The sequence below is a fragment of the Bradyrhizobium ontarionense genome, assembly GCF_021088345.1.
Lineage (GTDB): Bacteria > Pseudomonadota > Alphaproteobacteria > Rhizobiales > Xanthobacteraceae > Bradyrhizobium > Bradyrhizobium ontarionense.
On record NZ_CP088156.1, the window covers coordinates 1,096,922 to 1,114,253 of the forward strand.

Here is a 17,332-nt window from a genome sequence, read left to right on the forward strand (position 1 = left end):
GAACTGCCTGATGAGGTTAGGGGGTCAGCTAGTCCGAATTACCCCGAAAGACAAGGCTTTAAGCCGGTCGTCTCCGTGCTATGGGTGAGGGCCCGGACCAACCTGGTGATCGATGAGCGCCGAGCAATCACCCAAGATCGTGATCGTCGATGAGAGCCCGATTCGCGCGGCCATCCTGGAGGAGGGCTTGCGGGAGGCGGGTTTTACCGGCGTCGTGCGAGTCAGCGAGATGCAGGGCCTTCTGGCGCGGATCTATGCGCTGGACCCGGACGTCATCGTGATCGATCTCGAGAATCCCAGCCGCGACGTGCTCGAGCAGATGTTCCAGGTCAGCCGCGCCGTCCGCCGGCCGATCGCGATGTTCGTGGACCAGAGCGACGCGGCCTCGATCCAGGCCTCGGTGGAGGCCGGCGTGTCGGCCTACATCGTCGACGGCCTGAAGAAGGAGCGGATCAAGCCGATCCTCGACCTCTGCATCTCCCGCTTCAATGCCTTCTCGAAGCTGCAGGACGAGCTCGAGCGGACCAAGTCGGCGCTCGAAGACCGCAAGGTGATCGACCGGGCCAAGGGCATCCTGATGAAGATGAAGGGCTTCACCGAAGAGGAAGCCTACGTTCTGTTGCGCTCCACCGCGATGCGCGAGAAGAAGAAGATCGGCGAGATCGCGCAATCGATCCTGACCGCCTCGGAGATGCTGAAATGACCGGCCCGCTTCGCATTGGCTTCATTCCGCTGGTCGATGCCGCCGCGCTGATCGTCGCCGTCGACAAGGGCTTCACCGCAGCAGAAGGGCTCGACGTCACGCTGGTCCGCGAGGTGTCGTGGTCGAACGTCCGCGACAAGCTCAACATCGGCCTGTTCGACGCGGCACATCTGCTCGCCCCGGTCGCCATTGCCTCCAGCCTGGGCATCGGCCACGTCAAGGTCCCGATTGTCGCGCCCTTCAATCTCGGCGTGAACGGCAACGCCATCACCGTGACGCCGGCGCTGCACGCCGCCCTCATGGCGGAGCTGGAGGGAGATCGGTTCGATCCGATGGCCACAGCGCTCGCTTTGGCGCGCGTCGTCGCCGCGCGCCGCAAGGCAGGTGCCGAGCCGCTGACCTTCGGCATGACCTTTCCGTTCTCCACGCACAACTACCAGCTTCGGTTCTGGATGGCCGCGGGTGGGGTCGACCCCGACGAGGATGTCCGGCTGGTGGTGCTGCCGCCGCCCTACATGGTCGACAGTCTTGCCAATGGTCATGTCGATGCGTTCTGCGTCGGGGCCCCCTGGAACTCGATCGCCGTTGATCTCGGCATCGGCCATATCCTGCACTTCGTGTCGGATATCCTGGTGCGGGCTGCTGAAAAGGTACTGGCGGTGAGGCAGAGCTGGGCCGACAAGAATCCCGACGCGCTGGCCGCGCTGGTCCGCGCGTGCGGCCGTGCGGCGGATTTCATCGAGCAGAGCCATGTGGAGGCGGCGCAGATCCTGGCCAAGCCGGAACGGATCGACGTGGATGCGGAGGTCATCAAGCGCACGCTCGACGGCCGGCTGAAGATCTCTCCGGACGGCACCTTCCGCGAGAGCCCGCGCTATCTGCTGGTCGGGCGTGAAGGAGCGGCGCGCCCGGAGCCGATCCAGGCTGCCTGGCTGTACGCGCAGATGGTGCGCTGGGGCCAGATCCCCTTGAGCGAGGAGGCCTTGAACACGGCCATGGGCGTTTTCAGGCCCGATATCTATGATGCGGCGACGGGAACGGCCGCGCCTGCCGGCGGCGCCGAGATCGGCGCGTTCGCGGGCCCGGCATTTTCGGCCGACGACGTGATCGGACATCTCCGGGCATTCAAGATCGGGCGCTGGCGCGCGTAGCTCGCCGTGGCGTGAAGTTTGGGCATCGCCGTGTCTGGACCATTTTTTGGGCGAGTTGCCTGCTTTTCGAGGCTTTGGCCTTCGACCAGACCTCAAACGATTCGATCACCCATTTGATTTATCTAGCAATTTCGGACTGCGTCAGCTGGCACGCAACTTGAATGTTGCGCTGCAGTCAGCCGCCGCAGACGCCGCTGACTGCAATCCAAGTTGGATTCCGCAGCAACGAAGCTGGTCGGATCGCTCATCTGAACTCCGCCGATTTGGCGGCTCTGACGTGGCGATCCTCATCCCATCCGCAAACGCCAATCTCCGTGGCCGCTGGAGCTTCGTCCGCCATCATGAAAATCGAACCTTTGTCTGTCGACTTCAACGACGAGCAGAAGCGCTATCTCGAGGGCTTGGCCGCCGGTCTCAAGGTCAACCTGGGAGTGCAGGGACAGGGCAGTAGGGCCGCGGCAGAACCGACGGGGCCCGACGCTATCCACCTCAAGGCGCAGGACAAGGTGGTCGCGTCGGGACGGAAGCTCGCCGACCAGGAGAAGGTCAAACGCGAGCTGCATCCCTTCGATGCGTACGAGCGGCTGAAGGAGCAGGCCCGCACCGATACCCCGCCGTCCACCGCCGACAACTTCCGCTGGCGCTATTACGGGCTGTTCCATGTGGCGCCGGCGCAGGACTCCTACATGTGCCGGCTACGGATCCCTAACGGCATTCTCAAGCATTGGCAGCTCACAGGCCTCGCCGATCTCGCCGACCAGCTCTGCGGCCCCTACAGCCACGTCACGACGCGGGCCAATCTGCAGCTCCGCGAAATCCCGCCGAAGCACACGGTCATGCTGCTGGAGGGTCTCTCGGATCTCGGGCTGACCGCGCGTGGTTCCGGCGCCGACAATATCCGCAACGTGACGGGGACGCCGACCGCCGGCATCGATCCGCAGGAGCTTCTGGATACGCGCCCCTATGCGCGCGAATGGCACTTCCACATCCTCAACGATCGATCGCTCTATGGTCTGCCGCGCAAGTTCAACGTCGCCTTCGACGGCGCGGGCCGTATTGCTGCGCTCGAAGACACCAATGACGTCGCGTTCTCGGCGGTCGAGGTGAAGGACGGCTTCGGTGCCGCGCCGGGCGTGTGGTTCAGGCTCGGCCTCGGCGGCATCACCGGCCACAAGGACTTTGCCAAGCCGACCGGGATCATCGTCGAGCCGCAGCACGCCACCGAGGTGGCTGACGCCATCGTGCGCGTCTTCATCGAGACCGGTGATCGTACTAATCGCCTGAAGGCGCGGCTCAAATACGTGCTCGACAGCATGGGCCATGACAAGTTCATGGAAGCTGTCGAGGCGAGGCTCGGCCGCAAGCTCGCCCGCGTGCCGGACGAGGCGCTGCAGCAGCGTCCCGAGTCCGACCGCATGGCCCACATCGGCGTGCACCAGCAGAAGCAGCAGGGCCTGAATTGGATCGGCGTCGTGCTGCCGTTGGGCAAGCTGACCACCGATCAGATGCGCGCGCTCGCCAAGATCGCGGCGGATCTTGGCGACGGCGAGATCCGCCTCACGGTCTGGCAGAACCTCCTCCTGTCGGGCGTTCGCGACGACAACGTCGCGCTGGCCTGCGCGGCGATCGAGCAGATCGGGCTGTCGGTGAAGGCCTCGCATATCCGCGCCGGATTGATCGCCTGCACCGGCAATGCCGGCTGCAAGTTCGCGGCATCGAACACCAAGCGGCACGCCGCCGAGATCGGCGACTGGTGCGAGAGTAGGGTGGACGTGGACACCCCGCTGAACATCCATCTGACCGGCTGCCATCACTCCTGTGCCCAGCACTACATCAGCGACATCGGCCTGATCGGGGCGAAGGTGCCCGTGGGCGATGGCGACGACACCGTCGAGGGCTATCATTTGTTCGCCGGCGGCGGCTTCGGCCCGCAGGCCGAGATCGGCCAGGAGGTCTATCACGACCTCAAGGCTGAGGATGCGCCCCGCACCGTCGAGAAGCTGCTCAAAGCCTACCTCATGCATCGCGCCTCGCCCGACGAAACCTTCCTGTCCTTTGCCCGCCGCCACGACGGCGAAACCCTGCGCAAGCTCGCCGAAGTCCAGACGTCGTCGGAGGTATCCGCATGAACCAGATCACCCCCATGCCGAAGATTGAAATCATTCCCGCAAACGCGCCGTTCTCCGACGCGCAGCGTTCCTGGCTCAACGGCTTCCTGGCCGGCGCGCTCGGCCTCGACGGTTCGACGCCGTTGTCGTCGGCGCAGAATGGCGTCGTGCTCGCGCCAGCAGGCGACGGCGATGATGGCGAAGCGCCCTGGCACGATCAGACCCTGCCTATCGGCGAGCGCATGAAGCTGGCTGAAGGCCGTCCCCTGCGACGGCGCCTGATGGCAGCGATGGCGCAGCAGGATTGCGGCCAATGCGGCTACAATTGCAGCGACTATTCCGATGCGATCGCTACGCGTAGCGAAGCGCGCCTCAATCTCTGCGTCCCCGGCGGCAAGGAGACCGCGCGGATGCTGAAGGCGCTCCATGAGGAGCTCGACAAAGCACCCGCCGCCGCGAAGCCCGCTGCGGCGTCAGCGACACCGGCCACCGTGTCCGTCGTCGTCAGCGAGCCCGGCCGCTCGCGCGACAATCCGATTGAAGCGACGTTCCTGTCGCGGCGCCTGCTCAACAAGCCCGGCTCGGAGAAGGAGACCTGGCATATCGAGTTCGATCTCGCCGAGAGCGGGCTCGACTACGTCGTCGGCGATTCCTTCGGCATCTTCGCCAACAACGATCTCGGGCTCGTCGACCAGATCATCGCGCTGCTCGGCGCATCGCACATGACCGAGGTGAACGGCAAGACGCTGCGGCAGTGTCTGCTGGAGGACGTCTCTTTGTCGCCCGCGCCCGACTCGCTGTTCGAGCTGATCTCCTTCATCACTGGCGGCGCGACACGCGAAAAGGCGCGGCGGCTCGCACAGGGCGAGGATCCCGATGGCGATGCGGCGACGCTCGACGTGATGGCGGTGCTGCAGAAGTTCTCCGGGGTGCGGCCGCATCCCGAAGCGTTCGTCGAGGCGCTGGAGCCGCTGCAGCCGCGGCTCTATTCGATCTCGTCGTCGCACAATTCGACGCCCGGCAAGTTGTCGTTGACGGTCGACTGCGTCCGCTACGTCATCGGCAAGCGCAAGCGGCTCGGACTGGCGTCGACGTTCCTCGCCGAGCGGATCAATCCCGGCGACCGGCTGCGCGTCTATGTCCAGAAAGCGCATGGTTTTGCGCTGCCCGCCGATCCGAAGACGCCGATCATCATGGTGGGTCCGGGGACCGGCGTCGCGCCGTTCCGCGCCTTCCTGCTCGATCGCAAGGCGACCGGTGCACCCGGCAAGAACTGGCTGTTCTTCGGTCATCAGCGCAGCGACTGCGACTTCTTCTACGCTGACGAACTCAACGCGATGAAGACCGCAGGCCTTCTCACGCGGCTGTCGCTGGCGTGGTCGCGCGACGGCGACAAGAAGTTCTACGTCCAGGACCGCATGCGCGAGGTCGGCCGCGAGGTCTGGACCTGGCTCGCAGATGGCGCCCATCTCTACATCTGCGGCGACGCCAAGCGCATGGCCAAGGACGTCGAGCGTGCCCTGGTCGACATCGTCGCCCAGTTCGGCGCGCGCTCGACGGACGAGGCCGTCAGCTTCGTGGCCGATCTGAAGAAGAAGGGCCGGTTCCAGCTCGACGTCTATTGAGCGGGTACCCTGCGGATAAAATTCTCGGCCGCGCCGACGGTCGAGAATTTTTTGGCTCCAGGTGGACCCCGAACAGGGGTCTTGTCGTTATTTCGCCGGTTGCCTTGCGCCCGGCTGCGAGAACGCTTTTCTCATGGCCGGAACTTCAGGAGACCGGCCATGCAGACGATACCGACGTCCCTGCGACAGATGCCCGAGGGGGCTCGCGCCTTCAGCGAGCGGGGAACAACGGCGGCGCTGGTTGCATTCTACAGCGCATTGGCGCTGATTGCGGCCATCACCCTGGGCACGATGTCCATCCACCCGTTCTGATCACGTTCCCGTTTTGAACGGCGCGACCCGGATACCGGCCGCGTCGAGCGCGATGCGGACCTCGCGCGCAATCTCCACGGCGCCCGCGGTGTCGCCGTGGATACAGACGGTGTCGGTCCGCATCTTCATGACCTTGCCGGTGACAGAGACGACCGCGCCGTCCTGAACCATCCTCACGACGCGATCGGCGATCACCTTGGGATCATGCAGCACCGCACCGGGCTTGCTGCGCGACACCAGCAGCCCATCGTCACCATAGGCGCGGTCGGCAAACACTTCATGCGCCATCGACAGATTGGCCTTCTCGCCGGCCGTCACCAGCTTGGAGTTGGCGAGCACGACGAAGGTCAGGCTGGGATCGACGGCCTTGATCGCCTTGGCGATCGCGTTCGCCGTCATGTCGTCCTCGCAGGCGACGTTGGACAGCGCACCATGCGCCTTCACATGCGTGACCTTGTGGCCGGCCGCGGTCGCGATCGCCTGCAGCGCACCGATCTGGTAGGCGACGAGGTTCTCGATCTCGGATGATTTCAGCCCAGGCACCGCGCGGCGGCCGAAGCCGTGCAGGTCGCGATAGCCGGGATGTGCGCCGACGCTGACGCCCTTGGCCTTCGCCATCTCGACGGTCCTGCGCATGATGTCGGCATCGCCGGCATGGAAACCGCAGGCGACGTTGACCGATGTCGCGAGCTCGATCATCGCGGCGTCATTGCCCATTTCCCACGGGCCAAAACTTTCTCCGAGGTCGCAATTGAGATCGACGGTGCTGGTCATGTGATGGTCCGCGCGTTGATAGGTCGAAGCAGGGTTAGGGGCGGTCAGGTTAATCCGGCGTCACTCCAAGCCAAGTGGTGACGTCGGTTGCACTCACGGCGTGTCCAGCCACGTTGGCCGTGAACAGCGCATCGATGTCGAACTCATTGGTCACGATCTCGCTGACGCGGCCGGGCAGGCCGCGCAGCAAGTCCTTGTACCTGCGCAGCTCGGCCTGCGCCTCGGCCATCGTGACCGCCTTGAAGCGGAATGGCGTGCCTGCTTGCGTCTGCGCCAGCCGGCCGAAATCGGCCGTGATGACGGTCGCGATCTTCGGGTAGCCGCCGCTGGTGCCGCGGTCCGACATCAGCACGATCGGCGCGCCGTTGCCGGGAACCTGGATGCTGCCGTCCACGGTGCCGTCGGACACGATGTTGTGGCCGTGCAGATGACGAAGCGGCGGGCCCTCGAGGCGGTAGCCCATGCGGTCGCTGGTCGCGGAGATCGTCCAGTCACTGCCGAGGAACAACGCCTTCATCTCGTCGCTGAACTCGTCATCCTGCGGCCCCATCACCACGCGGATCGCGCCGCTCGGCTTCGGCAGGTCGATCCGCATGTCCGGGGCGCCGCTGGCGGGCTGCACGTCGAACACGTCTCCGGCCTGGAGTGGGCGCGGGTAGGGGCTTCCGAGTCCGGCGCGGGCATTGACGGAAAGGCTGTCGAACATCGGCTCGCCGGCGATGCCGCCTTCAATGGCGAGATAGCTGAACGAGCCGCCGCGCGCGAAGCCGAGCGTCAGCATCTCACCATCGGCCAGCGTCACCGACGTGTTGATCTCGACTGCACGCTTGGCGACGTCGGCAGGGCGTGGTGCGCCGGCAAGAGCAAGGCGCACGGCGCCGCCCTTCGCAGTGAACGTCGCGCCGAATGGACCGATCTCGATCGCGGCGGCCATCAATTCATTGCCGACCAGGCTGTTCGCAGCAGCGAGCGACAGCTTGTCCATCGCGCCGGACGGCGTCAGCCCATAGCGCTGCGCGCCGAAGCGCCCGCCGTCCTGGACCGAACTCGCCGGACCGATGCTGGAAACGACGAGCGTGGTCATGGGGCGATCCGCTCGGCGATGAGCTCGCCACCCTCGGCGGCGCGCTCCTGCTCGGCAAAGGTCTTCACGTCCACCGCAGTGAAGCTGACCTCATCGCCCGGTTCGAGCAGGAAGGTCGGCGCACGGTGCAGCTGAAACGTCCGCATCGCCGTGCGGCCGAGCAGATGCCAGCCGCAGGGCCCCGCGAGACATTGAATTCCGGTTTGGATGCCGCCGATGGCGACGATGCCCGGCGGCGTCAGCAGCCGCGGATTGTGCCGGCGCGACATCTGCAGCGTGGGATCCAGTCCCGAGAGATAGGACCAGCCAGGCGTGAAGCCGATCATGGCGACACGATAGGTGCCGGCGACATGGCGGGCGACCACCTCATCCGGCGTCAGAGCGAGCGCCTTGGCGACATCCTCGAGGTCGATGCCATGCTCGCCGCCATAGCAGACCGGAACCCGCCAGCGCCTGACCTCGCTGTCCGGCGCCAGCGTGCCAGCCGACAGCGCCAGCAGCCGCGTGCCCAGCGCATCGTGATCGATGACGCAGGGATCATAGTGCACCAGCAGCGAGCGATAGGTCGGCACCGTCTCGGTGATGCCGTCGATCGCAGCCGCCGCCAGCGCATGGTCGAGCGCCAGGACACGGCGATTGGCGGTCTCGTCGATGGTCCGGCTGAACTCGACGGTCACAGCGCTGTCGCCGCTAGGCAGGAGGCGAGGGGATGGAAAAGGATCGGCCATGAGATCGGAAACGTTCTCGGGTGATGCTCTTGATCTAATCGTTTTTGAGCGCCGGTGGAATTGGGTCGGGGGCAAAATCTCTCGGAAATTCAATAAATTAATCGGATGTCTTGCGATAAGAAGACGTTATCGGGGCGCGCGCAACCCTGCATGCGCCCCACGCACTCTGCGAGCCCTTGACGCGGCGTTCGTCGCTCGCAAGATGCGCCTGCTTTTCCGCAAGCCCTTTGGAGCACCAGTCTCAAGATGTCCCTCACTCCCGAAGCCATCGCCACCCTGTCCCAGGTCACCACCGCGACCATCACCACGGTCCTGCTGAAGAAGGGGTTGCGCAATGTCTGGCTGCGCGGCGCACGCCCGCTGCGTCCGGGACAGAAGCGGCTGGTTGGTCCCGCCTTCACCTTGCGCTTCGTGCCGGCGCGCGAGGATCTCGCCACGCCTGAATCCTGGTCGTCGCCGATCTCGACCCGCACCGCGATCGAGGCCATGCCCGAGGGCTGCATCGCCGTGGTCGATGCGATGGGCGTCAAGGACGCCGGCATCTTCGGCGACATTCTCTGCGCCCGCATGATGAAGCGCGGCGTCACGGCGCTGATCACCGACGGCGTCGTGCGCGACCTCGAAGGCGTGCTCGGCACCGGTTTGCCGGTGTGGTGCGACGGCTACGCCGCGCCGCCGTCGGTCGCGGGGCTGACCTTCGTCGGCTGGGGCGAGGCCATCGGCTGCGGCGGCGTCGCCGTGTTCCCGAACGATGTGATCGTGGCCGACCAGGACGGCGCGGTCCTGATCCCGCAGGCGATGCTCGACCACGTGCTCGCCGAAGGTCCGGAGCAGGAGCGCATGGAGGCCTGGATCGTCGACGAGGTGAACAAGGGCGCCGTGCTGCCGGGCCTCTATCCGATGAACGCCGAGACCAAGGCGCGCTACGCCGCGTCGAAGAAGTAGGTCGTCGCCGACGCGCCGATCGATCGACAGCACAGATTCAGGAAAGGCAGAACAATGGTGGATGTTTATCTCGCGGGCTCGCGCCCGACGCGCCGCGCGGCGGCCGAAAGCTTCACGGGCACGGTGTGGCAGGATCCGATCATCACACCGCAGGCTCCGGCCCGCGTCGCCTCGGCGCGCGTGGGGTTCGAGCCCGGCGCGCGCACGGCGTGGCACACCCATCCGCTCGGCCAGACGCTCTATGTCATTCAGGGCGTCGGCCGGGTGCAGGCCAAGGGTGGGCCGGTGCGCGAGATCAAGGCCGGCGACGTGGTCTGGATTCCGCCGGGCGAGAAGCACTGGCACGGCGCTGCGCCGAGCACCGGCATGGTCCATGTCGCGATGCATGAATCGCTCAACGGCGAGCACGTGACGTGGATGGAGCACGTGACCGACGAGGAATACGCGACGCCGGTCGGCTGATGCCGGACTAAGAACGGCTTGAGCGCGCGGTCGCAAGGCCGCGCGCTTGTCATTTGAATGAGCTTCGACGGCCGGCGCCGTGCTCAGTTCACCCGCGTCCAGGTCTGGCCGCCGCAGAACATGCCGCCGAACGCGCAGCCCTGCACTTTCAAATTGTCTGCCCCCTTCAGCGCGATGGTCGAATCGTAGGTGCTGCCGCTGCTGGGGTCGAAAATGCGGCCGCTCCACTTCTTCTCCTGGGTCTTGTCGCTCGGACGCATGTTGATCAGGATCTGCTCGCCGTTCTGGTTGGTCTTGGCGTCGACGGCGTAGCCGCAGAGATTGGTGCCGCAGGGCTCGATGCGGATCTTGCCTTCCTTCTCCTCCGTCAGCCAGATGCCAACGGGGGAGTTCGGATCGCGGGGTGCGACGGCTGCTGCAGAGGGGGCTGCGGTCGTGGCAACGGTGGCTGGCGCCTGGGCCGGCCGCGGGGGCTGCGCGGCCGCAGGCGTGGGTGGAGCAACAGGGGCCGTCGCGGTCGTCGTCGCGGCGACCGGTGGCGCTGCCGGTGCAGCCGTTGCGGCCACCGGCGCGGGAGCCGGAGGTGCGGCTGCCTGCACCGGCGCAGGTGCGACCGCCGCAGGCGGCGGGCTGGCGGGCACGGCCGCTGTCGAGGGCGCAGCCGGGGCGGCCTGAACTGGCGCCGCCGGAGTTTCCGCGGCCGGAGCCGGCGTCACAGCGGCCTCTGCGGGCGCTGCGGCCGGCTTGTCCGTTGCCGACGGCTGCTTGCGCTGACCATCCTGATCGCGCCTGGTCTTCTTGGCCTTCTTCTGCTCGGTGTTGTCGTAGACGCCGGGGATCTGCACGGTGCCGCGATCGGGATCGATGCGGATCGTGTTGCCGCCGTACTCGATGACGTATTGCGCCTGCGCGGCGCTGCTTGCCAGCACCAAAGCCGCAACGGCCAACAGCCTCTTCATCAGGGTCTCCGCCATGCCGGTTGCTGATGTGAGCGAGCTCACGCGCTGGTGAGTCGCGCGCGCGGCGGCCTCGGTTCAATGCGCCACCTGCTCAGAAATCGAGCGGCGCATTGTCGACCACCTCCTTCATCACGAAGAAAGTGCGCGTCTGGCGCACGCCAGGCAGCGAGATCAGCTGGTCGCCATGCATGCGGTTGAAGTCGTTGATGTCGCGGACGCGGATTTTCAGGAAGAAGTCGAAATCGCCGGCGACGAGATGACAATCGAGTACGAATTTCAGCTTGCGGATCGCGGCCTCGAAGGTGCGGAAGCTCTCCGGCGTCGAACGGTCGAGCACGACGCCGACCAGGACCAGCGCGCTGCGCTCGACCTTCTCGGGCGCGATCTGGGCGCGCACGCCCTTGATGTAGCCATCGTCGAACAGGCGCTGGGTGCGGCGATGGCAGGTGGCCGGGCTGACATGGACGGAAGCCGCCAGCTCGGCATTGGTCATGCGGCCGTCCTTCTGCAGCAGCTGCAGGATGCGGCGGTCGACGCGGTCGAGATCGTGTTCGGAAGGTTCTTTCATTGAATGCATATCGTGTGAGAGGAAATATCGTCGAATGCGCCGTATGCCGACGTAAGCATGAAAACCGGCGCCAATAAAGAGAGCACCTTTCTCAGGCTTTTTCGTATGCTGAAGGCGACCAATTCAACCACCCACAGTTTCAATCACCCACGGAGAGATCCCGTGCTTCGGCTCGACAAGTTCAAGAAGTATCCGCTGACCTTCGGTCCCACGCCTATCGAGCATCTGCCGCGGCTGACGGCGGCGCTCGGTGGCAAGGTGCAGATCTATGCCAAGCGCGACGACTGCAATTCGGGACTCGCCATGGGCGGCAACAAGCTGCGCAAGCTCGAATACATCGTGCCGGATGCGATCGAGTCGAATGCCGACACGCTGGTCTCGATCGGCGGCGTGCAGTCCAACCATACCCGCATGGTCGCGGCGACCGCCGCCAAGATCGGCATGAAGTGCGTGGTCGTGCAGGAAAGCTGGGTGCCGCACGAGGACGCCGTCTACGACCGCGTCGGCAACATCCTGCTGACGCGCCTGATGGGCGCCGACAGCCGCATCGTTGACGACGGCTTCGACATCGGCATCCGCAAGAGCTGGGAAGATGCGATGCAGTCGGTGCGGGATGCCGGCGGCAAGCCCTACGGCATTCCGGCCGGCGCCTCCGTGCACAAGTTCGGCGGTCTCGGCTATGTCGGCTTTGCCGAGGAGGTCCGCAAGCAGGAAGCCGAGCTCGGCTTCAAATTCGACTACATCATCGTCTGCGTGGTCACCGGGTCGACCCAGGGCGGCATGATCGTCGGCTTCGCGGCCGACGGCCGCGCCGACCGCGTGATCGGCATCGACGCCTCCGGCACGCCGGCGCAGACCCGCGCCCAGGTGCGCGAGATCGTCGACAACACCGCTGAGCTGGTCGAGCTCGGCCGCGAGGTGCGCGACGACGAGATCGTGATCATCGAGGACTATGCCTATCCGGCCTATGGCGTGCCGAGCGCCGAGACCAACGAGGCCATCCGGCTGGCCGCGCGCACCGAGGCGATGATCACCGACCCGGTCTACGAGGGCAAGTCGATGCAGGGCATGATCGACCTGGTCAAGAAGGGCTACTTCCCGGAGGGCGCGAAGGTGCTCTACGCCCATCTCGGCGGCGCGCCCGCGCTCAACGGCTACAGCTACACGTATCGGAACGGGTGAGGGCGGTTTCATCTTCCCCCGCAGCGTAGCGGTGAGCCGAGCTCCAACAACACACTCCGCTGTCGTCCCGGCCCCCGAGCCGGGACCCATAACCACCGGCGGTGCTGGTCTGGTCGGGCTGCATCTCCTGGCCTGCCACGAACCACGGCCTGTGAGTATGGGGTCCCGGCTCAAGGCCGGGACGACACCGAATGTGTCCCACGAGCGACCTACACATGGTCTCGTCATTCCGGGGCGCGCGACGCGCGAGCCCGGAATCCATAACCACGAACGCTCGTATCGGGCACGTCGGCTGCTCCATCTCGTTCCAACAAGCGCGTCACGGAGTATGGATTCCGGGCTCGCGCGTCGCGCGCCCCGGAATGACGGCGAGTGTGTGGAAAGAGCGATCCACCCATGACGTTACCTTCTCGCGACGCATCCGCATCCGAGTGATCCATCAGTTCGACCCTCTCGAATAGAAGAGGGCGCAGGGAATGCCGGGTGCTGGCCGCAACCCATGGCCCGCCTGCAACAAGAAAAGCAGGCGGCAGTCACCACAGGTCCAGCCGGTCATCCGGCATTCCCTGCGCGACGGTCTTAACGCTTATACGCAGTCTCCCTGGTGCGCCGGGCTTGTTGGCCACCATGGCGACAATGCGCTTGCGCGCATTGCGCTGGACACCAGCATCGGGGTGTCAGGACGCTGCGATTTCACGTCCGCGCCATGCCGTTCGTCCGCGTGCAAGCACGCTGCGGCATGTCGCGGCCATCGCCTCCCCACCTCGCGTGTCGTGACGATCGCGCGCAACGCCCCTCTCGATGAGGCGGGATGCGCACAGTCAATCACATGTTCTGATAAAACGAAACAGAAATATTTTTAGCGAGACGACTGGACAGGGGTCTTCGCGTTGAAAACGCTGGCGAACATCGCGTTTTGGCGCAAGTCATTTGGGGTATTTTTGCGTAGCAGTCCCAACGCCGCGTGATAGGCCCATCTACGATGTCCCATCGAAGGTCGCAGTCGTCCGTCGTATCGCTGCTCCGGGCCGACAACGCACCGCTCATCAGAGTCCGGGAATGTCCCTTAAGGGCGAAGAGCGGACATGACGCAGTTAGATTTGTCTTTTGAAACAGGCACTGATTCGGTTGGACCGCTGTCGGGAGGCAAGATGATCGATTTGATTGGACCGCTCGTTGCGGCGCCTATGGTCTACTTAGCCCCAGCAGCGTCGGCCTGACGACGCGCGTGCCGCTTTTGCCAGTAGTCGCGTCGTTCGACATGAAATGGCTTCATGTTGAGATATAACTGCTGTGTCGCGTCCGCAAGCGCGGATAGCGTTCGGATTTGGTTGGAGTTGGCAAACTGAGCGTGCCTACCTCCAAGCTCTTTCCACACATGCCAGACATTATAGTCCATTGTTAGTTCGTGCGAAGTGAGCAGCAATACAGGATTTATCGGATCGCCGTACGCGTTGACGCGTCTTCCCCAGGTCACGAATCTCCGCAGGATTTTGCTTTCGGCAGGCGTAAAATGGTCGCGGAGAACGGCGATCACAATCACCGTTTCAGATAGCTTTGTTGCGACAGCCTTTAGCTTTGCCAACTCGTTCGCCGTTATAAGCTCGCCCTGACCGAGCGACTTTGCTTCGCCGATCACTAGCTGGGGAGGACGTTGCGTTTCGCGCAAGCCATCGTCGCTGTGCCACGCTATAAAATCCACCTCGTATGAAATTCCATCAAACGTGAGGTTCATCGCGGTAGCAAAGGTTAACCTATCGAATGAGTTGAGTGCACGACTCACAACCCGCATTGCTAGAAGAGCACTATAGGAACCCCTCCCATAGTCTGGAACAGAGAAGGGGCCGACGACACGGTAGCTCCAGTTGCCATTTTGACTGCGCAACTCGGCCTGCGGAAATTCGTACGAGTTCAAACAGCGTTGGCAAGTCAGGCTATAATCGACCGATGTCAGCGAACTCCAGTTTGTGGCTTTGCAGGTCGGACACTCCGTTTCCAGACCTAAGCGTACGACGTTCGCATCAGTGAAGTGTTTCAGGTCTGGGCCACGAAAAAGCTCTCGCTTTCGCTTTGCGACGAGGTCTCGCCAATCCTTCACCGGGGCGGCGCGTAGTTCAAAGCTCTCTTCAATGGCATTGTCCCCAATGCGCCTGCGTCGCAGGCCACCTGCCATTTTGTTCAATAGCTTAAGCGTATCGAGATCAGCCAAAATACCAAGTTTTCTAAGGCCACCCAAATGCTCAAGTATCTGTTTAGCAATGTGCCCGGGTTCGGAAAGGCAGGCGGTAACGCCCAACTGTTCTAGCGAACCAATGATCGCTTCCTCGGCCCTAAGCAGTGAGACATGTTGCGCGAGGTTCTTATATTGCTGCGGAAAGACCCAACCCTCGCTTCCAATCGGTATTTGCTCGCCGCGCATCCCGAGAAAGGGCCACGAGCGATCGAACGTATTGAAGGGCAGCACCGTGGCCACGCGTTGGTCCGAATAGCTGGATGCCTTTAGCACATTAACCCACCGATGATCGCCTCCGCCATAGCGGCTCGCGAATTTGGGTGCCAGCGGTTGGAACGCTGTAATCGAATTTTGCGCCTCCTCGTTGACGACGAGGTCCACGCTACTTTCATCAGCGGTGACCTTTAGGCGCGTGTTGCGTAGAACGAACGGGTCATAGTGATCGATCCAGATGGGACTGCGCCAGAGCTTAACTGAAAGAGCTCCCGCCGGAAGACCCGGTTTGATTTTTCCTATCAGAGCCTCTGAAGTCGCTTTATCTATAGAACGACTGAACTCGATCGTTGCACTGTGCATTATACCGTGTGGATTTCCGATGACCGGAAGATGCTGAGATTTTACGAATTCGAAGATGTCATTCGACAGCGCCTCGAACCAATTCAGAGGAACGGGCAGCACTGGGCTGGATTCGAGTCTCAAATTCCAGACGTCAATAAGGTCAGTGGATTTTGTCGGATCAAAAATAAATAGCACAGGATCGTGGTGCCAATAGCGCTGCGCGTCTAGTCCATAGCGCGTCGCGCGGAGCGGAGTCTTTGCTCCTTCGCCATAAACGCGTCTCCAGGTTTCGGGCGAAGCCTCTGCCCGTTCTGGCTTATAGACTTCTACGTACGCGTTCTGAGCATAGGTCAGGTCGGCCGACGTCGGATACACGCCGAATATGCACTCGACTAGCGCGTTGCCCCGCTGAGGTTTGACGGTGATGCAATCTTTCTTGTCGCGAAGGACAAATCTCTGCTCCGATTCATAGACATGCTGAAACACATCAACGATATTTAGACCAAATGCCGACTCGGCATAACTGCGTCCGTCCTTGGGGGCGAAAAGCGTCTTAAGGGGTATTATTTGCTCGTGCATAGCGTGTTTCTGGCGAATGCCACCAAGGCCAGCCTTTTCTAATAGGCCTTCTTCCGCTTCGACATACACGTCCGGCTCGAAGAACCGAGCGTAACCCTTCGCAACGTCTGGTCCTTTGGACCGTTCGTGTGCTCCAGGCTTCCAATCCGCCGGCGGCCTGTTGAACACGGGAATAATTGGATTGTAGATTCCGCCCCAAAGGCACGTGCATAAGCGCATGATCGTGCGCAACGACGCGAGGTCCGACGGTCGAACAAGAAATCCGATCCGAGTCGGTCTGAGTCTAATTTCGGCGGTGAGTTCGGACACGATGACAAAACTCGCTTAGGAATATCCGCTATACACAACCCGGGTGTCAATTCTGTCAACCTTTCAACCCAGGTTTTTCCCCTTCTGCCTTCTGCAATAGTAGGGTGCGCGTGGGTTCACGGGGCCGGGGGCCAGAAAGGAGCCGCGCTCCTCTTCGTCGGCTTTCGCGGCACTAAACTGTTTGAGCCAAATAATAGCGCGCGTGCCAATTGCTCAGGTAATATTTGCACCGGGAGCTACAGCCGATGCTTTTCACGCACCATCGTTTTTCGCGGGGACCACATCGCTGTGTGTGGTCAAGGCATCGGGCAACCTATCCACAACCACGATGCGCTGTAGTCCCTCAGATCATTCTCACAGATCCTGTTGTTGTGCTTTTGGCGCATAGCGCGACTGATGGCGAGCACGTGGGATCTCCGGAGCCGGGGTCGCCCGGCAGTGCCATCCGCCGGCCCGCCACAGCCGCCCTTCACCGATAGCCGGCCGACGTCCGTAATGGGCTGAATGCGACGCCGGTGACTCGGTCGCAAAGGTCTGCCTTGGGTCACAAATGAACTAGGACGAGAGGTTCATCAAGCGTCATAGATCAGGCAGGTCGTCGTGCCATGCGCAAGCAGGCGGCCGCCTGCGTCGGTGATCCGGCCCCCGGCAGTGCCGACGCGACGACCGCAGGTGAGGACGGTCCCCTCGGCGCGGATCACTCCCGTGTCTGGCGTGATAGCCCGCAACAACGAGATCTTGAACTCCAGCGTCGTCTGAGTCACGCCTCTGTCCAGCATCGACCAGATCGCGAGGCCCATGCAGCTATCGAGCAACGTCGCGGAGAGGCCGCCGTGCACGGTGCCGGCTGGATTGAGGTGAGCCTCGGTTGGCTTCGCGGTCACGACAACGCGCCCCTTCGTCGCTTCGGCAACGTCATAGCCCAGCGTACGCGCAATCGTGTTGAGCGGCAGCGTCCCGTCCACGAGCCCCTGGACGAATTCAAGGCCGCTCATCTCTTTGCGCCTGCTGTCTTCGACTGTCCCGTACAGCTTGCCTGACATTTCGAATCC

The 17,332-nt window shown here is 63.4% G+C and carries 15 protein-coding genes; 8 read left to right on the top strand and 7 right to left on the bottom strand.

The window, feature by feature from the left end; genetic code table 11:
• Positions 1-112: 112 nt before the first annotated feature.
• The 5 genes from LQG66_RS04920 to LQG66_RS04940 all read left to right on the top strand — a co-directional run bounded on the left by LQG66_RS04920 (position 113) and on the right by LQG66_RS04940 (position 5,899).
• Positions 113-703 (top strand): ANTAR domain-containing response regulator, encoded by a 591-nt coding sequence (locus LQG66_RS04920; RefSeq protein ID WP_231323998.1) that lies wholly within the window; start codon positions 113-115, stop codon positions 701-703.
• The gene (locus LQG66_RS04925; protein ID WP_231324000.1) at positions 700-1,854 is read left to right on the top strand and encodes a CmpA/NrtA family ABC transporter substrate-binding protein; all 1,155 of its coding nucleotides are present in this window, start codon (positions 700-702) and stop codon (positions 1,852-1,854) included. Before LQG66_RS04920 ends, LQG66_RS04925 begins: the two co-directional genes overlap by 4 nt.
• Before the next feature lie 341 nt (positions 1,855-2,195).
• The gene (locus tag LQG66_RS04930; RefSeq protein ID WP_231324002.1) at positions 2,196-3,983 is read left to right on the top strand and encodes a NirA family protein; all 1,788 of its coding nucleotides are present in this window, start codon (positions 2,196-2,198) and stop codon (positions 3,981-3,983) included.
• Positions 3,980-5,587, top strand: a complete 1,608-nt coding sequence (locus LQG66_RS04935) for a sulfite reductase subunit alpha (RefSeq protein ID WP_231324004.1) — start codon at positions 3,980-3,982, stop codon at positions 5,585-5,587. The genes LQG66_RS04930 and LQG66_RS04935 overlap by 4 nt, the downstream gene beginning before the upstream one ends.
• Positions 5,588-5,746: 159 nt before the next feature.
• Positions 5,747-5,899, top strand: a complete 153-nt coding sequence (locus LQG66_RS04940; protein WP_231324006.1) for a hypothetical protein — start codon at positions 5,747-5,749, stop codon at positions 5,897-5,899.
• On the opposite strand, the gene LQG66_RS04945 is transcribed toward LQG66_RS04940, so the two are convergent.
• The 3 genes from LQG66_RS04945 to pxpB are packed head-to-tail and all read right to left on the bottom strand — an operon-like array spanning position 5,900 to position 8,485.
• A complete protein-coding gene (locus tag LQG66_RS04945) occupies positions 5,900-6,673 on the bottom strand; it encodes a LamB/YcsF family protein (protein ID WP_231324008.1) in 774 nt (257 codons plus the stop codon).
• A 49-nt stretch (positions 6,674-6,722) separates the two neighbouring features.
• On the bottom strand, positions 6,723-7,757 hold the full coding sequence (locus tag LQG66_RS04950; RefSeq protein ID WP_231324010.1) for a 5-oxoprolinase subunit C family protein: 1,035 nt from the start codon (positions 7,755-7,757) through the stop codon (positions 6,723-6,725).
• Positions 7,754-8,485, bottom strand: a complete 732-nt coding sequence (gene pxpB / locus LQG66_RS04955) for a 5-oxoprolinase subunit PxpB (protein WP_231324012.1) — start codon at positions 8,483-8,485, stop codon at positions 7,754-7,756. The genes LQG66_RS04950 and pxpB overlap by 4 nt, the downstream gene beginning before the upstream one ends.
• Before the next feature lie 246 nt (positions 8,486-8,731).
• Here pxpB and LQG66_RS04960 point away from each other — a divergent pair, with 246 nt between their 5' ends.
• Together LQG66_RS04960 and LQG66_RS04965 are read left to right on the top strand one after the other, a co-directional pair.
• Positions 8,732-9,430, top strand: a complete 699-nt coding sequence (locus LQG66_RS04960) for a ribonuclease activity regulator RraA (protein ID WP_231324014.1) — start codon at positions 8,732-8,734, stop codon at positions 9,428-9,430.
• Positions 9,431-9,484: 54 nt separating this feature from the next.
• The gene (locus tag LQG66_RS04965; RefSeq protein ID WP_231324016.1) at positions 9,485-9,892 is read left to right on the top strand and encodes a (R)-mandelonitrile lyase; all 408 of its coding nucleotides are present in this window, start codon (positions 9,485-9,487) and stop codon (positions 9,890-9,892) included.
• A gap of 83 nt (positions 9,893-9,975) precedes the next feature.
• On the opposite strand, the gene LQG66_RS04970 is transcribed toward LQG66_RS04965, so the two are convergent.
• Positions 9,976-10,851: a DUF2147 domain-containing protein gene (locus tag LQG66_RS04970; protein WP_231324018.1), complete on the bottom strand. Its 876-nt coding sequence runs from the start codon at positions 10,849-10,851 to the stop codon at positions 9,976-9,978.
• Positions 10,852-10,942: 91 nt separating this feature from the next.
• Positions 10,943-11,419, bottom strand: coding sequence for an Lrp/AsnC family transcriptional regulator (locus LQG66_RS04975; protein WP_231324020.1), 477 nt, complete (start codon positions 11,417-11,419; stop codon positions 10,943-10,945).
• 162 nt (positions 11,420-11,581) lie between these two features.
• Between LQG66_RS04975 and LQG66_RS04980 the strand changes: the two genes are divergently transcribed.
• Complete coding sequence (locus LQG66_RS04980; RefSeq protein ID WP_231324022.1) at positions 11,582-12,601, top strand: 1-aminocyclopropane-1-carboxylate deaminase; 1,020 nt, start codon at positions 11,582-11,584, stop codon at positions 12,599-12,601.
• Between the two features lie 1,192 nt (positions 12,602-13,793).
• Here the strand turns inward: LQG66_RS04980 and LQG66_RS04985 are convergent.
• Entirely contained in the window at positions 13,794-16,040 is a 2,247-nt protein-coding gene (locus tag LQG66_RS04985; RefSeq protein ID WP_231324024.1) for a hypothetical protein, read from the bottom strand.
• Positions 16,041-16,852: 812 nt separating this feature from the next.
• Positions 16,853-17,323 carry a PaaI family thioesterase gene (locus LQG66_RS04990; protein ID WP_231324026.1) on the bottom strand — a complete coding sequence of 157 codons (471 nt, stop codon included), beginning with the start codon at positions 17,321-17,323 and terminating at the stop codon, positions 16,853-16,855.
• Between the last annotated feature and the right edge of the window lie 9 nt (positions 17,324-17,332).

Bases quoted from the DNA above. Each gene is read 5' to 3' on its own strand.
- LQG66_RS04930 (WP_231324002.1), top strand. From the start codon at position 2,196: ATGAAAATCGAACCTTTGTCTGTCGACTTCAACGACGAGCAGAAGCGC.
- LQG66_RS04960 (WP_231324014.1), top strand. From the start codon at position 8,732: ATGTCCCTCACTCCCGAAGCCATCGCCACCCTGTCCCAGGTCACCACC.
- LQG66_RS04940 (WP_231324006.1), top strand. From the start codon at position 5,747: ATGCAGACGATACCGACGTCCCTGCGACAGATGCCCGAGGGGGCTCGC.
- LQG66_RS04920 (WP_231323998.1), top strand. From the start codon at position 113: ATGAGCGCCGAGCAATCACCCAAGATCGTGATCGTCGATGAGAGCCCG.
- LQG66_RS04970 (WP_231324018.1), bottom strand. From the start codon at position 10,851: ATGAAGAGGCTGTTGGCCGTTGCGGCTTTGGTGCTGGCAAGCAGCGCC.
- LQG66_RS04945 (WP_231324008.1), bottom strand. From the start codon at position 6,673: ATGACCAGCACCGTCGATCTCAATTGCGACCTCGGAGAAAGTTTTGGC.
- LQG66_RS04990 (WP_231324026.1), bottom strand. From the start codon at position 17,323: ATGTCAGGCAAGCTGTACGGGACAGTCGAAGACAGCAGGCGCAAAGAG.
- LQG66_RS04950 (WP_231324010.1), bottom strand. From the start codon at position 7,757: ATGACCACGCTCGTCGTTTCCAGCATCGGTCCGGCGAGTTCGGTCCAG.
- pxpB (WP_231324012.1), bottom strand. From the start codon at position 8,485: ATGGCCGATCCTTTTCCATCCCCTCGCCTCCTGCCTAGCGGCGACAGC.
- LQG66_RS04965 (WP_231324016.1), top strand. From the start codon at position 9,485: ATGGTGGATGTTTATCTCGCGGGCTCGCGCCCGACGCGCCGCGCGGCG.
- LQG66_RS04925 (WP_231324000.1), top strand. From the start codon at position 700: ATGACCGGCCCGCTTCGCATTGGCTTCATTCCGCTGGTCGATGCCGCC.
- LQG66_RS04975 (WP_231324020.1), bottom strand. From the start codon at position 11,419: ATGAAAGAACCTTCCGAACACGATCTCGACCGCGTCGACCGCCGCATC.
- LQG66_RS04935 (WP_231324004.1), top strand. From the start codon at position 3,980: ATGAACCAGATCACCCCCATGCCGAAGATTGAAATCATTCCCGCAAAC.